The organism is Draconibacterium halophilum (assembly GCF_010448835.1).
GTDB classification, from domain to species: Bacteria; Bacteroidota; Bacteroidia; order Bacteroidales; family Prolixibacteraceae; genus Draconibacterium; species Draconibacterium halophilum.
Map to the genome: position 1 here is coordinate 147,705 of NZ_CP048409.1, position 14,617 is coordinate 162,321.

A 14,617-nucleotide genomic window follows, 5' to 3' on the forward strand; every position below is an offset into this window, starting at 1 on the left:
TTTAAGCTCAATAAAATGAAATCACTTACCTTAATTCTTTTCTTGTTTCTTGCCGGCTGTCAGTTAAAAAACAACACCGACGATAATATCAAGATGTCAGACGTACGTATTAACACTAAAGTTGAATTCCAAACCATCCATAACTTTGGTGCTTCCGATGCCTGGAGTTGTCAGCATGTGGGCAACTGGCCCGATGAGCAAAAGAACAAGATTGCTGATTTACTTTTTAGTCTTCAAGAAAAGGAAGATGGTTTGCCTGCAGGAATTGGTTTAAGTTGCTGGCGATTTAATATTGGCGGTGGAAGTGCCGACCAGGAGGGAGACACAAAAATAAGCGATCCATGGAGAGAAGCGGAGTGTTTTTTGCAGAAAGATGGTACGTATGACTGGAACAAACAAAAAGGTCAGCGTTGGTTTTTGCATGCCGCCAAAAACCGCGGAATAGAATACTTTATTGGTTTTGTAAACAGTCCGCCGGTGTGGCTAACGAAAAACAAACGAGCCAATTCTGATGAAGGAAATTCAACGAACTTAAAGGCCGGAAATTTTGATCAGTACAGTAAGTTTTTAATTGATGTAACACAAAATATTCAGAAAAACGAGGGGGTTTTATTCAACTATCTATCGCCGGTGAACGAACCTCAATGGGGTTGGGAAAACGGACAGGAAGGTTCGCCCTGGACAAATTCTGAAATAAGCAGAATTTGTCAAATAATTGGAAATGATCTTAAAAAAGCTGGTCTTTCAACAAAAATTGAAATTTCAGAAGCCGGACAACTCAACCACTTATATGCGAAAGCTAACGATGTAGAAAGAGGCTTTCAAATAAAAGAATTTTTTTCTCCTGAATCTGAAAACTACGTTGGCAACCTACCCAACATGGCGCATAAAATTGCAGGTCACAGTTACTTTACAACAACAAATGATTCAGTTTTAAAAGCTGTGCGAAGCAAAGTTCGAAGAGAAATCGAAAAAGTTGATCCACAGCTGGAATTTTGGATGAGCGAGTTTTGTGTGTTGGGCGACAACAACGGATTTACAGGAAACGGTCGTGATTTAGGTATGGAAACAGCACTGTTTGTAGCCAATGTAATTCACTCCGACCTTACCATTGCCAATGCAAGTGCTTGGCACTGGTGGCTTGCAGTAAGTCCTTACGACTTTAAAGATGGACTGGTATACATTGATAAAAACGAGACCGGAGGCAATATCTACGAATCAAAACTGCTTTGGGCGCTGGGAAATTATTCTCGGTTTATCCGCCCCGGGGCAAAACGTGTATCGGTAAAATCAGCAAAGAATTTAAACCTCAAAATTTCGGCCTACAAAAATACAGACAACCAGGTGGTTGTGGTTTGCATCAACCGAGGAGAGGAAGCCGCGAGCATTCAGTTCGACCTTGCCGGAGAGGCAAAAATTTATGAAACGTCGGAAGAACAAAACCTTTCGCTCATGGGGAAACACAACCTGAACAAAGCTGTGCTATTGTCAGGCAGAAGTATCACAACCCTGGTTATTTAAAAAATATAGATCGAAGATTTAAATACCGGCTAATTGAAATAGCCCAACAAGATAATTGCTGCTAAAAAAAGAAATACCAAATTTAAATTTCCAACAAATCCAATACCTTTGCTGAAAATTCAGAAAAATGGATATAAAAAACCTGTCGTACCTGTTGTTATTGCTGATCTTTTTGGTAATTCCGATTACACTCAGCTTTCAGAAAAAGGTGCGTTTTGTTTTCAGGTTAAAGTATATTTTACCTGCCATAATTTTTGCCGGGGCTATTTTTGTAATGTGGGACATCCGGTTCACACAAATGAGAATCTGGAGCTTTAACCCCGATTATCTTTCCGGAATTGAACTGCTGAGGTTACCCATTGAAGAGTGGCTTGAATTTCTTATTATTCCCTTATCATCCATCTACATATACGAGTGGCTGAAAGTTCGTTTTGAAGATTTTGAAAAGCCCGAATTTTTTGTGATAGTCAGCCTTGTACTTTTGTTAATAACAGGCGTTTTAGCTTACGTTTTCCGTACCCGAATGTTTAGTTTTTTTACCTTCTTCCTGTCGGCAATATATTTGGGTTACACCGTTTTTCGCAACCGCTTTAAAAAGTACTATACCAAGTTCTACCTGGCGCTGGTTATTTCATTAATACCTTTTTTAATTGTCTCGGCAATTTTAAATTCACTTCCGGCAATCGTTTACGATTCGGCCCACACAATGGGATTGGCCTTTTTGGGCGTTCCGGTAGAAAAAATCGGCTACTTGTTTTTGTTGTTACTGATTAACGTAACGATCTACGAATATTTAAGCAGCCGGCGGCATTATTAATTCAGAAAACGATGAGTTTAATCTACAACCTTGGAATTTTATTTTATGGATTTTTTATCCGAGTTGCGGCTTTGTTTAACAAGAAGGCAAAACTGTTTGTTGCCGGGCGTAAAAACTGGAAAGCGCAGCTTCGTTCGGCTGTCGACAAAAATGCCTCGTACATTTGGTTTCATTGTGCTTCGCTGGGCGAATTTGAGCAGGGACGACCGGTACTGGAGGAAATAAAAAAACAGTATCCCAACTACAAGATAATACTAACTTTCTTTTCGCCATCGGGCTACGAAATCCGGAAAAACTATGAAGGTGCTGATATTGTTTCGTATTTACCAATGGATACCAAAACGAATGCACAGGATTTTATTCGTCTGGTTCGTCCCAAAAAAGTATTCTTTGTAAAGTACGAATTCTGGTACAACTACATTACGGAACTCAAAACACAGGAGATTCCATTGTATATTATCTCGGCTATTTTCAGAGAAACCCAGCAGTTTTTTAAATCTACCCCTGGGGAAAATGGTACAAAAAAATACTACACAGTTTCGAGCACATTTTTATACAGAACGAAACCTCAGCCAAACTTCTTGAACAGATCGGCATTAAACATTTCACCATTTCAGGCGATACCCGTTTCGATCGCGTGGCAGAAATTGCCCGAGGTGCAAAAAAATTTGAGATTGTGGAAAAGTTTAAGGGAGAAAACGTAACCCTTATTGCAGGAAGCACCTGGAAACCCGATGAAGAGCTGCTTGCAGCGTTTATTAACAACAACAGTAATGTGAAGTACATTATTGCTCCGCACGAGGTTGCACCCGCAAATATCAACAGAATTCAGGAATTGTTAAAAAAACGGGCGATTTGTTTCAGTAAAGCCGATATTTCCGATATCGATACCTACGATGTGTTAATAATTGATTCCATTGGTATTTTATCATCGTTATACCAGTACGGAAACATTGCATACATAGGCGGTGGCTTTGGTGTTGGGATTCACAATATTTTGGAAGCTGCCACTTTTAAGCTGCCTGTTTTATTTGGCCCCAATTACCTCAAATTTAAAGAAGCTGTTGATCTGGTAAACGAAAAAGGAGCATTCCCAATTCAAAATTTTTCGGAGCTGGAAGCTTTACTGAATAGGCTCCTTAACGACAAAAAGAGCCTGCAAAAAGCTTCAGAAATCTGTAAAAAATACATAGAAAATAATGTGGGCTCTACAAAAATTATCATAAATAAAGTTTTTAACAAAAAGGAATAAGCAGCACGCTTTTTGTTGGCAAAATATTCTTCGAAAAATTGAATTTTTACAAGTAATATTCTGTTAACAAAAATCTCCATCGTACAATACAAATTTTCAGTTTTGGTAAACTTTTTTCGACTATCAAACACCTATCCTCCTGTGCCACTGCCTCATAACAAATCAAAGTTGATAACTTTTAATTAATTAAGCCTCAAATAAATTCTAAATATTTGTTTTCTGTCCTATCTTGCATTACACAATTTGTTGTGATGGACATCTAAGAAATTCGAATATACATTCTTATAATATTTAATACACTTACAGGAAAAAAATGGCAGTAAACGAAGTATCCGTAAAAGCCCCGGCAGGCAAAAAAATTTACTCTCAGGATGAAGCAGTAAACGCCTCGCTCGAGTACTTCAGTGGAGACGATTTGGCAGCAAGAGTTTGGGTGAACAAGTACGCCCTTAAAGATTCGTTCGGAAATATTTTTGAGCTAACACCGGACGACATGCACCATCGACTTGCAAAAGAAATCGCACGCATTGAAGAACGCTACCCAAACCCTTTAACCGAAGACGAAATTTATGGCGTTTTAAAAGATTTCAAACATATTGTTCCACAAGGAGGACCAATGACCGGCATTGGAAACGACTATCAAATAGCGTCACTATCCAACTGTTTTGTTGTTGGCAACGATGGTGATTCCGATTCGTATGGTGGGATTATGAAAATTGACCAGGAACAGGTGCAATTGATGAAACGCCGCGGAGGAGTGGGTCATGACCTGTCACATATTCGTCCTAAAGGTTCGCCGGTAAAAAACTCGGCTTTAACATCAACCGGAATCGTTCCGTTCATGGAGCGCTACTCGAACTCAACACGCGAAGTTGCTCAGGACGGACGCCGTGGTGCACTTATGCTTTCCGTTTCGATAAAACACCCGGACTCGGAAAGTTTTATCGATGCTAAAATGGAACATGGCAAAGTAACCGGAGCCAACGTATCGGTAAAAATCCAGGATGATTTTATGCAGGCCGTTGAATCAGGAACACCTTATACGCAGCAATACCCAATCAATGGTAAAGCGCATTACACCAAAAGCACCGATGCAGGTAAAATTTGGAAAAAAATTGTAAAAAATGCCTGGAAATCGGCTGAGCCCGGAATTCTTTTCTGGGATACGATTATTAAAGAATCGGTGCCGGATTGTTATGCCGACCTCGGTTACCGCACAGTTTCTACCAATCCTTGTGGCGAAATCCCGTTGTGTCCTTACGATAGCTGCCGCTTATTAGCAATCAACTTATACTCATACGTAGAAAATCCATTCTCGAAAGATGCGAAGTTCAATTTCGAATTGTTCAAAGAACACATCCATTATGCACAGCGCATTATGGACGACATTATCGATCTTGAACTGGAAAAAATTGATGCCATTATAGAAAAGGTTGAAGATGATCCTGAAGCAGAAGATATTAAATTCACAGAAAAAAATCTTTGGGAAAGCATCCGTCGCAAAGCCGAAGAAGGCCGCCGTACCGGAATTGGTATTACTGCCGAAGGCGACATGCTGGCGGCATTAGGATTACGCTATGGTAGCGACAATGCAACTGACTTCTCAGAAGAAATTCATAAAACTATTGCCATTGAAGCTTACCGTTCATCGGTACACCTGGCAAAAGATCGTGGAGCTTTTTCTATTTACGATGCAGAGCGTGAAAAGAACAATCCGCTGATCAACCGTATTAAAGATGCAGATAATGGTCTTTACGAAAAAATGGTAAAATACGGCCGTAGAAATATTGCTTTGTTAACCATAGCACCAACCGGAACAACCAGTTTGATGACACAAACAACATCAGGCATCGAACCTGTTTTCCTTCCTGTGTACAAACGCCGCCGAAAAGTAAATCCAAACGACAAAAATGTTCGTGTTGATTTTATTGATGATATTGGCGATCACTGGGAAGAGTACATAGTTTTTCATCATCACTTTAAAACCTGGATGAAAGCGAATGGCTACGATACCACTCGCAAATACGCTCAGGAAGAATTGGATAAGTTGGTTATGGAGTCGCCCTATTACAAAGCTACATCAAACGATGTTGACTGGCTGAACAAAGTTCGGATGCAGGGAAAAATCCAGAAATGGGTAGACCACTCGATTTCGGTTACCATTAACCTGCCTGCCGATGTAAAAGAAGAGTTGGTTGGAGACTTGTATTTCCAAGCCTGGAAGAGCGGTTGTAAAGGAGTTACCGTTTATCGCGATGGCTCACGCTCGGGCGTTCTTATATCAAACGATGATAACAAGAAAAAAACAGAAGACGGCTCATTTCCGCTAAACCGTCCTGACAAGCTGGAAGCCGACGTTGTACGTTTCCAAAATAATAAGGAAAAGTGGATTGCTTTTATTGGATTAATGGATGGCAAACCTTACGAGATTTTCACTGGTTTGCACGACGACGAAGATGGAATTTTACTGCCTCGCTCGATAACCAAAGGTTATATTATTAAAAGCTGGGAAGGTGAAGATTCGCGTTACGATTTCCAATACATCAACAAACGTGGTTACAAAACCACTATTGAAGGTTTGTCGCACAAATTCAATCCGGTATTCTGGAATTATGCCAAATTAATTTCGGGAACCTTGCGCCACGGCATGCCCATTCATAAAATTGTTGAGCTGGTAACCAGTCTGCAATTGGATAACGAAACCATTAACTCGTGGAAAGCAGGAGTTGCACGTGCACTGAAGAAATACATTCCGGACGGAACAATTGCTGATGATGCAAAATGTGGCGAATGTGGATCTGACGATGTAGTATACCAGGAAGGCTGTTTGACCTGCCTGTCTTGTGGCTGCTCAAAATGCGGATAATAAATTCGAACAAACTATACAAAACCGGAATCGATATCGATTCCGGTTTTTTTTGCACAAAAAATGCCCCACCGAAAAACGATGAGGCATTTACATCTACTATAAAATCTCTTAAGCTTCTATCATTGCTTTGTAAGCATCGGCATCCATTAAACTATCTAGTTCTGATGCATCAGCCACTTTAATTTTAACCATCCACCCTTTTTCATAAGGATCTTTGTTTACCAATTCCGGATCGTCGGCCAAATCTTCGTTAAACTCAGTAACTTCTCCTCCAACCGGCATAAACAGATCAGAAACCGTTTTCACTGCCTCAACTGTTCCAAAAGTTTCGCCTTTGTCTAACGTTTCACCTTCCGTTTCAATTTCAACAAACACAACGTCGCCCAATTCTCCCTGAGCAAAATCAGTAACACCAACAACAGCCACATCTCCCTCAACACGTACCCATTCGTGGTCTTGCGTATATTTCAAATCAGCTGGAATATTCATATTTTTAGTTTTTAATTATTTAAATCGTATCGGATGAAACTTGCCTTTACATTTGTCTTTCTTTCAAATTCGCCTGGCGTACTTCACATTGAAAAATTATTCATGATTTTTGCCAAAATTAAAACATTTTACTGAAAAACATACCCCTTACGCCCATGCATTTACGTGATTTTTATCGCATTTTGTTTTCAGGGGTCTAAAATATGTGGTGCTTTTTGTATAATTGCAAAAATTGTTACAACAAATGTATTCAAAAAAGATCAATTCGCCCGAAGAGCTTAAAATTGCTGCAAAGGAGTTAATTACAGCATTTAGTGACGACCGTGTGTTTGCATTTTACGGAAAAATGGGGGCTGGCAAAACAACCTTCATCCAATCGATTTGCCGGGCACTGGGATCGGACGACAACGTTACCAGTCCTACTTTTGCGCTGATAAACGAATACAACACCGCCGATCTTGAATCCATTTTTCATTTCGACTTTTACCGGATAGCAGCTATTGAAGAAGCGTTCGACCTGGGTTACGAAGACTACATTTACAGCGGAAGTTACTGTCTGATTGAATGGCCGGAAATGATTGAACCGCTGCTTCCGGAGAAAATGGTTGAGGTAAAAATTGAAGTTCAGGAAGATGATACGCGCCTGATAACAGCGCAGGAAATTTAGTTTCTGAATACCACATTCTACTTCCGACTTATTTTTTTTTGAAAACTCCCCTTTTGCTTGTAAATTGGTGCTGTTGAATTCATCAGAATTATACATAAATTCCAACCATGGAAAAAGCAAAAGAAAAGGTATCGATACCAAAAACCATGCTTCTGCCCAAAGAGGAGATGTTGGAGGTAAAAAGCAAGGGCAGAAAAATGAAAATTGGCGTTCCTTCCGATTTATCCAAAGTTGAATACCGGGTCCCTTTATCGCCGCAAGCTGTTGATTTACTGGTTTCTTACGGCCATGAAATTTTAATTGAACGCGACGCCGGAAAATCAGCCAGCTACACCAATGAAGATTACCAAAAAGCCGGAGCTACTATTGTTGAAACAAAAGAAGAATCTTTTCAGTGCGACATTATTTTACGCATCGCACCTTTTGATTGCGATGAAATTGATGCCCTGCGCGGCAACCAGGTTATCATTTCCAACATGCATATTCAGGCGCATTCCAACGAATCGATTCAGAAAATGATGCGCAAAAAGGTAACAACCATTGCTTTCGAGTACCTCGAAAACGAAGATGGTTTTCTTCCTTTTGTACACCAAATGAGCCAGATTGCAGGAGTTACCTCAATTACCATCGCCAGCGAATACCTAAGTAACTCGCGCAACGGTAAAGGTGTTTTATTTGGGGAGGTTACCGGTGTTACCCCAGCCGAATTGGTAATTATTGGCACCAGCACCGCAGCCGAATATGCAGCTCGTGCGGCACTCGGACTGGGTATTTTTGTAAAGGTATTTGATACTTCCGTTTACGAACTCAGCAAACTGGAAGAGAAACTTGGCCGACGTGTTTTTACTTCAGTATTCTACCCTAAAGTTTTGCGCAAAGCACTTATATCGGCCGATGCAGTTATTGGAGCCACCTCGTTTAACACACCGCCAAAATTTAAAGTCTCAGAAGATCTGGTAAAACAGATGAAAGAGGGTTCGGTAATTATTGACCTGAACGTTAGCCAGGGCGGATGCTTTGAAACCTCGAAATGTACTGATTTCAAAAATCCAACATACACCAAACACGGGGTTGTACATTACTGTGTTCCTAATACTCCCGCTATGGTGTCACGAACAGCATCCATTTCGCTGAGTAATATTTTAATCCCGATATTACTTGCCATTGGTGACAGCGGCGGGGTTGAAAACTACATAAAAGTGTCGAAAGGATTCAGAAAAGGAGTTTACATTTATCATGGTATTTTAACCAACCACGATGTTGGCCGCATGTTCAACATCGCATCAAAAGACATTGATTTGTTACTCGCTGTATTTTAATCAACAAAGAATTTGTAATGCTGGATTCGCTAAACAAAAAATATCCTTTTAACGACAACCTCAAAGTAAACATACGCTCTATTTCATCGGTGAGCCTGGGCATTTTTTTGTTTCTATTGTTCTTTGAGCCTTTCGAAATTCAAAATCCTGATTTTAACAACCGCCTCATCATCCTTGCAGCATTTGGCGCCATAACATTGGTTTTGCTTAGTATTTTCCGGTTGATTATTCCCTCCATTTTTATCTCTGCTTTTTCCGAAAAACGCTGGACCATCTTGAAGGAAATTATCATCGATCTGCTCTTTGTAATTTTCAACTCGGTAGCTTTTGCGTTTTTTGCACGCTATGTGGGGCGCATTCCAATGACCTTTCCAATTGTGATCAACATCGTTATCATTTCAATAACGGCCACAGTAGTAGTGGTGCTTACCAACCAGTTTTATCTACTGAAAAAGAAAGTTCAAAAGCTGGAGTTTAGTTCGGAAGAAACCAGTTCAAGCGAGCCCTTAGAGGTTCCTGAAGAAATTGAGTTCGAATCGGAAAATAAAACGGAATATTTCACCCTTTTTCTCGAGCAGCTAATTTTAATAAAATCGGCAAACAATTACATCGAAGTGATCTACAAACAAAACGATGAAATCAAGAAAAAGCTGATCAGGAATACCATGAAATCTACAGAAAATTTACTTAAAAAATATGCGAAAATCATTCGTTGTCATCGCTCATGCATGGTAAACAAAGATTACATCAAAAAAGTATCGCGCGGTTCCGATGGTTTGGTTCTGAATCTCTTCGATTACCCTCAGGAAATTCATGTTTCAAGGCAATACGTTCTCCATTTAAAAGAGGCATTAAAAACATCCTAAACACATTTCCCCATAAATTTTTCCTTTGTTGATTTGTAAATATCGCTTTAAAATAACTGCTGAAAGCGAATGGTGGGATAATTGTCGCTTATCCCTGATAAATGACAAAAATCCCAAATCAACGTAAATTATCACATTTACAGGGTAGAAATCCCAAATACTTTTTTTTCGAATAAAATGGTCGTTAATTTGAAAGCACATGAAACAATGTAAAGTTTATAGCCATGAACATATTACTGATTTATCCGGAAAAAGAGAACACCACAAAAGGATTTGAAGCCTTTTTTCAGAAGCTTTTAAACAAGCCAACTGAAGATCCACGTGCACTCATTGAGATTTCTATACAGCTACCAATTACCTGGGAAAGAAAATTACTGGACCTCAACCAGGAAAAGCTGAATACAAAAGATTTGCAATGGGCCGACTATGTAATTATTAAAGCAGATTTGCAACAACGGCTTTCAACAGTAAATCTTATTGAAAAGTGCAAGCTCGCTGGAAAAAAGATCATTGCAGAAGGAGAATTGTTTGATACGCAACCCAACGATTTTGAAAATGTTGATCACCTTATTCTGAACCAGGCGACATTTGACCCTTTTGTGCGGGATGTTGAAAGCAACACAACCAGACGAATCTACAGCACATACTTCAGAAAAGAAAAATTACGACAAACGGCGTATTCTTTATTGGGATTTTCGGGTTACTTTTCGCGAAACATTCACCCGTTTTCTGCCTGAACAAGGATTTTAAGCGAAACAGGATCTACCCTAACCGATTGTTCAACAATTTCCATCCCCTCTTCATTAATACTGATGGCATCGGCCACAACGCTATAATTTCCTTCAGGCAAAGGAATCTCAACTTCTACCTTATTGCCATTAAAAATGAGGAATATCTTCGACCAGCTGTCGCCAACTGATTTACCATCTAAACAGTATGATACCACACCGACTTGATACTCCGTGCAAAAATTCAGGTCTCTTCTTATGGAGTCGGCAGTAGTCATTCGGAAAGCCGGATGATTCTTTCGTAACTGAATAAGTTTCTGAAAATATTCAAAAACATCAATGAATTCATTTTTACGACTCCAGTCTATTTGATTTACCGAATCGGGCGATTTATATGAATTTCCATTTCCACCTTTTGTCCGGCAAAAATCAACACCGGCGTGTAAGAGCGGCACACCCTGCGATGTTAAAACCAGTGCTCCGGCAAGTTTCACACGTTTTTGTAATTCTTCATTGCTCACCTTCGGCAAACTTTGTTTCAATTTGTCCCAAAGCGTGTAATTATCGTGGCACGACACATAGTTAATGCACTGATCAGGTTCGGCAGCCCAGGCTGATTGTACGGTTTCGATATACCCATAATTCACCTGAGGATGATGGATGGCGGCAGTAATTCCAAATTTTATAGCTTCCTCACGCAATCCGAGTCCGCTAACAAAACCTTTCGATTTTTTATCGCCGTGGTTGCCTTTTAGTGCATCGCGAAAATCGTCGTTAAAACTGGCAATTTTTCGCATTGCTGAAGTATTTCGCTTAACAGCACGTTTCGATTCCGGCATTGGACTTTGATCGGCCGCCCAGCCCTCGCCGTAAAGAAACAATCCGTGGTCGATCTTATTCAACGATTTTCGAATTTCCTGCATGGTTTTTATATCGTGAATGCCCATCAAATCGAAACGAAATCCATCAACATGAAATTCTTCCACCCAATATTTAAGGGTATCAATAATGTATTTCCGCACCATTTCGCGCTCCGAAGCCACTTCGTTTCCACACCCTGATGCATTTGAAAACGATCCATCCTCTTTTTGGCGGTAAAAATACCCAGGTACTATTTGGTTAAATACCGATTCTTTGGCGTAGTAGGTATGGTTAAATACCACATCCAGAATTACGCCTATCCCGCTGGCATGCAATGCTTTTACCAATTCTTTGAACTCGACAATACGTTTTCGCCCGTCATAAGCATCGGTTGCATACGAACCTTCAAGTGCGTTATAATGCATGGGGTCGTAACCCCAGTTGTATTTTTCAAGTGGTTTTTCTTCGTCAACCGTTACAAAATCGTTCACCGGCAAAAGATGAACGTGTGTAATGCCCAATTCTTTTAAATGATCGATGCCCGTTTTTACCCCTTCTGGCGATCGTGTTCCTTCTTCCGTAAATCCAAGAAATTTCCCTTTGTTTTCAATACCTGAATTTTTGGCAATGGAAAAATCGCGTACGTGCGTTTCGTAAATCACCGCCTCAGTAAAACTTTTATATCGCGGGCCATTGTCGTATACCCAGTTTTCAGGGTTCGTTGTGTTTGGATTATAGATCATTCCACGCAAACCATTGGCGCCAACGCAGCGGGCATAAATTCCGGGAACTTCTTCCAGCCACTCGCCATCGTTTACTTTAAAAGTATAGAATTTGCCTTCGTAATCGCCGGTAAGAACCGTGTCCCAAATTCCCTTTTCTTTTTTCTGAAGGTTGGTCTTGTGATAGGCCTCACCACGCACTCCATCTTTATATAAGCGCAATTCCACCATTTTAGCGGTTGGTGCCCAAATCTTTATTGTAGTCTTTTCGGGCGACCAAAAAACACCCAAATCCTTCCCCTCATACCCGGGATAAGTTGAAAAATCGATATGATTAAATTTCCAGTTTCGCATTAAAATTTAACTAATGTTTTTCGTAAAAAAACCGCTTTATGCCCCAGCTTTTTCCCCTTTATATCTTTCATATAAATCTTGGCCTTAGGATACTTTTTCAGTGATTTATCGTGCGAATAAAAACGATTCAGATCAATTTTTAACTGATGTGATTTTCCGCCTTCAAGATAAAGTGGATAAAAATTGTAGTTATCCATTCCCTTTAGTTTAAACTTTCGTTTCAACCAAAAATTATCGAATACCAAAAGCGGTTGATCTAAATCGATAGCTGTTGAGCCATTATTTATTACGGTAAGAATTAATTTATCAGGATAAAAAAGTGCATCCTTCTCCAGCTTGATGCTCAGCCTTTTTAATTGAAAAAATGGTCGGCGCTCCGTTTTTGATTTCTTCATATAAGAACGGCCACTTACAATAAAAGCCACCGTTATTGCAGCCAAAAACAGCAACACCCACAGCAATTTATGTCCTTCAGGGCCTACCTCATTTTGGGCAAAAAGCCATAGCGAATTTAATAATAAAACGGCAAGAATACTTCCCTTCTTCATTGTTGCTAATTTGGGGCAAAAGTAAAGTTTTTATTGGTTTAAGATCGCTGATACTTGCAGGATTCGCAAGGTTGCTATTCATCCTTAACGTGAAACACGTAAGCATCAGCAATTTATCCTCGCAAAGCTTCTACCTCATCAATAGTTTTGGGTTTTGGTTTACCCAGTAACTGTGCTCCATTTTTGGTCATCACAAAATCTTCTTCGTTACGCATTCCCCCAAAATTCCGATAACCGTCCACCTTTTCCCAATTAATAAAATCGTTGAATTTGCCTTGTCCGCGCCACTGATCGATTAGTTGTGGAATAAAATAAATTCCAGGCTCAATGGTAAATACATGCCCGGCTCTCAGCGGTTTTGCCAGGCGAAGCGACTTTAAGCCAAACTGCTTACTTTTTGGCTGCCCATCATAACCCACCCACACTTCACCCAGATCTTCCATGTCGTGTACGTCCATGCCCATCATGTGGCCTGTTCCGCAAGGGAAAAACAAAGCGTGTGCACCGCTATCAAAAGCATCCATGGCATTTCCCTTTGTGAAGCCCATTGCTTTTAATCCATCGAAAATTGTGGTAGCCGCTGCTATGTGCGCATTTTTGTAGGGTTTGTCCAATTCCAGTGCATTTATTGCAGCTTCATGTCCTGCCAACGATATTTCGTAAATCTCTTTTTGTTCGGTCGTAAACTTTTTACTCACCGGGAAAGTACTGGATAGGTCGCCCGAATAGCATAACTCATTCTCGTAACCGGCGTCAACCAAAAAGAGGTCACCTTCTGTTATTGTGTTGACATGAAAATGATTGTGTAACGTTTGTCCGTTTTTTGTAGCAATTATAGGAAAAGCAATGTTTCCTCCTGCTGCCACTGCAACTTTGTGGATTTCGGCTGTTACTTCAGCTTCGGTCATTCCCGGACGTGCAAACTTCATGGCCGCTACGTGCATATCAACCGATACATCAACTGCCTGATGCAGCTGTTCGATTTCTTCTTTGGTTTTAATCTCACGCTGACTAACCACTGCTTTTACCAAATCGAGCGAGTAGGTATTCGCCACGTCTTTTGGCGCCACATCAATCAGCTCAAATAATTTTATTTTATTCTCGGGACGATAAAGCGGCAGAAAATGAATCTTCTTGCTTTTCTCAACATGCAAAGACAATTCTTTCAACGGAAAAACTGTTGACACACCACATTGAGCTGCCCGCTCGGCAATAGTTGGCTGAGGCCCCATCCACACAATATCGTCGATGGTATAATTATTCCCGAAAATAATTTCCTTGTCGTTATCAACATCGATTAGCGCGGCCAGCCCCGGATGCTGTATTCCAAAATAATACAAAAAGGTGCTGTCTTGCCTGAAATGATAGGTATTATCAGCATAGTTCATCGATGATTCATCGTTGCCAAATAACAAAATCAATCCTTCGCCAACCTTCTCTTTTAGAACTTTTCTACGCTCGATGTAAATCTCTTTGTGAAACATTTATGAAATTTTTTTATGAAAACGTGAATGTAATAAATTCTCTATTTTTCACTATGACAAATGTTCGGATTGCATTCACAGCAATTCTTTCACAACCTATAAAACCACGAAATGATTCAA

13 protein-coding genes are annotated in these 14,617 nt (G+C 40.1%); 9 read left to right on the top strand and 4 right to left on the bottom strand.

Translation table 11 applies throughout. The annotated features are described in order from the left end of the window. Positions 1-15 precede the first annotated feature (15 nt). From G0Q07_RS00415 to G0Q07_RS00430, 5 genes are all read left to right on the top strand, one after another. Positions 16-1,521: a glycoside hydrolase family 30 protein gene (locus tag G0Q07_RS00415; protein WP_163344175.1), complete on the top strand. Its 1,506-nt coding sequence runs from the start codon at positions 16-18 to the stop codon at positions 1,519-1,521. A gap of 127 nt (positions 1,522-1,648) precedes the next feature. Beyond that, entirely contained in the window at positions 1,649-2,338 is a 690-nt protein-coding gene (locus G0Q07_RS00420) for a lycopene cyclase domain-containing protein (protein ID WP_163344177.1), read from the top strand. Between the two features lie 11 nt (positions 2,339-2,349). Then, positions 2,350-3,042, top strand: a complete 693-nt coding sequence (locus G0Q07_RS20115) for a 3-deoxy-D-manno-octulosonic acid transferase (RefSeq protein ID WP_203532629.1) — start codon at positions 2,350-2,352, stop codon at positions 3,040-3,042. After that, a complete protein-coding gene (locus tag G0Q07_RS20120) occupies positions 3,015-3,590 on the top strand; it encodes a 3-deoxy-D-manno-octulosonic acid transferase (protein ID WP_203532630.1) in 576 nt (191 codons plus the stop codon). Before G0Q07_RS20115 ends, G0Q07_RS20120 begins: the two co-directional genes overlap by 28 nt. 313 nt (positions 3,591-3,903) lie before the next feature. Continuing rightward, positions 3,904-6,456 (top strand): adenosylcobalamin-dependent ribonucleoside-diphosphate reductase, encoded by a 2,553-nt coding sequence (locus G0Q07_RS00430; RefSeq protein ID WP_163344179.1) that lies wholly within the window; start codon positions 3,904-3,906, stop codon positions 6,454-6,456. Positions 6,457-6,567: 111 nt separating this feature from the next. Here G0Q07_RS00430 and gcvH read toward each other — a convergent pair whose 3' ends face one another. Continuing rightward, the gene (gene gcvH / locus G0Q07_RS00435) at positions 6,568-6,948 is read right to left on the bottom strand and encodes a glycine cleavage system protein GcvH (protein WP_163344181.1); all 381 of its coding nucleotides are present in this window, start codon (positions 6,946-6,948) and stop codon (positions 6,568-6,570) included. A gap of 244 nt (positions 6,949-7,192) precedes the next feature. On the opposite strand from gcvH, the gene tsaE reads away from it, so the two are divergent. The 4 genes from tsaE (at position 7,193) to G0Q07_RS00455 (ending at position 10,537) form a co-directional block, all read left to right on the top strand. Continuing rightward, positions 7,193-7,615, top strand: coding sequence for a tRNA (adenosine(37)-N6)-threonylcarbamoyltransferase complex ATPase subunit type 1 TsaE (gene tsaE / locus G0Q07_RS00440; protein WP_163344183.1), 423 nt, complete (start codon positions 7,193-7,195; stop codon positions 7,613-7,615). A gap of 107 nt (positions 7,616-7,722) precedes the next feature. After that, a complete protein-coding gene (locus tag G0Q07_RS00445) occupies positions 7,723-8,934 on the top strand; it encodes an alanine dehydrogenase (protein WP_163344185.1) in 1,212 nt (403 codons plus the stop codon). Positions 8,935-8,951: 17 nt separating this feature from the next. Beyond that, the gene (locus G0Q07_RS00450; protein WP_163344187.1) at positions 8,952-9,800 is read left to right on the top strand and encodes a LytTR family transcriptional regulator DNA-binding domain-containing protein; all 849 of its coding nucleotides are present in this window, start codon (positions 8,952-8,954) and stop codon (positions 9,798-9,800) included. Between the two features lie 224 nt (positions 9,801-10,024). After that, the gene (locus tag G0Q07_RS00455; protein WP_163344189.1) at positions 10,025-10,537 is read left to right on the top strand and encodes a hypothetical protein; all 513 of its coding nucleotides are present in this window, start codon (positions 10,025-10,027) and stop codon (positions 10,535-10,537) included. Here the strand turns inward: G0Q07_RS00455 and pulA are convergent. The 3 genes from pulA to G0Q07_RS00470 all read right to left on the bottom strand — a co-directional run bounded on the left by pulA (position 10,519) and on the right by G0Q07_RS00470 (position 14,497). Then, positions 10,519-12,465, bottom strand: coding sequence for a type I pullulanase (pulA, locus tag G0Q07_RS00460; RefSeq protein ID WP_163344191.1), 1,947 nt, complete (start codon positions 12,463-12,465; stop codon positions 10,519-10,521). The two genes, G0Q07_RS00455 and pulA, sit on opposite strands and share 19 nt — an antisense overlap. Beyond that, positions 12,465-13,013: a hypothetical protein gene (locus tag G0Q07_RS00465; protein WP_163344193.1), complete on the bottom strand. Its 549-nt coding sequence runs from the start codon at positions 13,011-13,013 to the stop codon at positions 12,465-12,467. Before G0Q07_RS00465 ends, pulA begins: the two co-directional genes overlap by 1 nt. Before the next feature lie 113 nt (positions 13,014-13,126). After that, the gene (locus G0Q07_RS00470; protein ID WP_163344195.1) at positions 13,127-14,497 is read right to left on the bottom strand and encodes an aminopeptidase P family protein; all 1,371 of its coding nucleotides are present in this window, start codon (positions 14,495-14,497) and stop codon (positions 13,127-13,129) included. Positions 14,498-14,617: the final 120 nt, after the last annotated feature.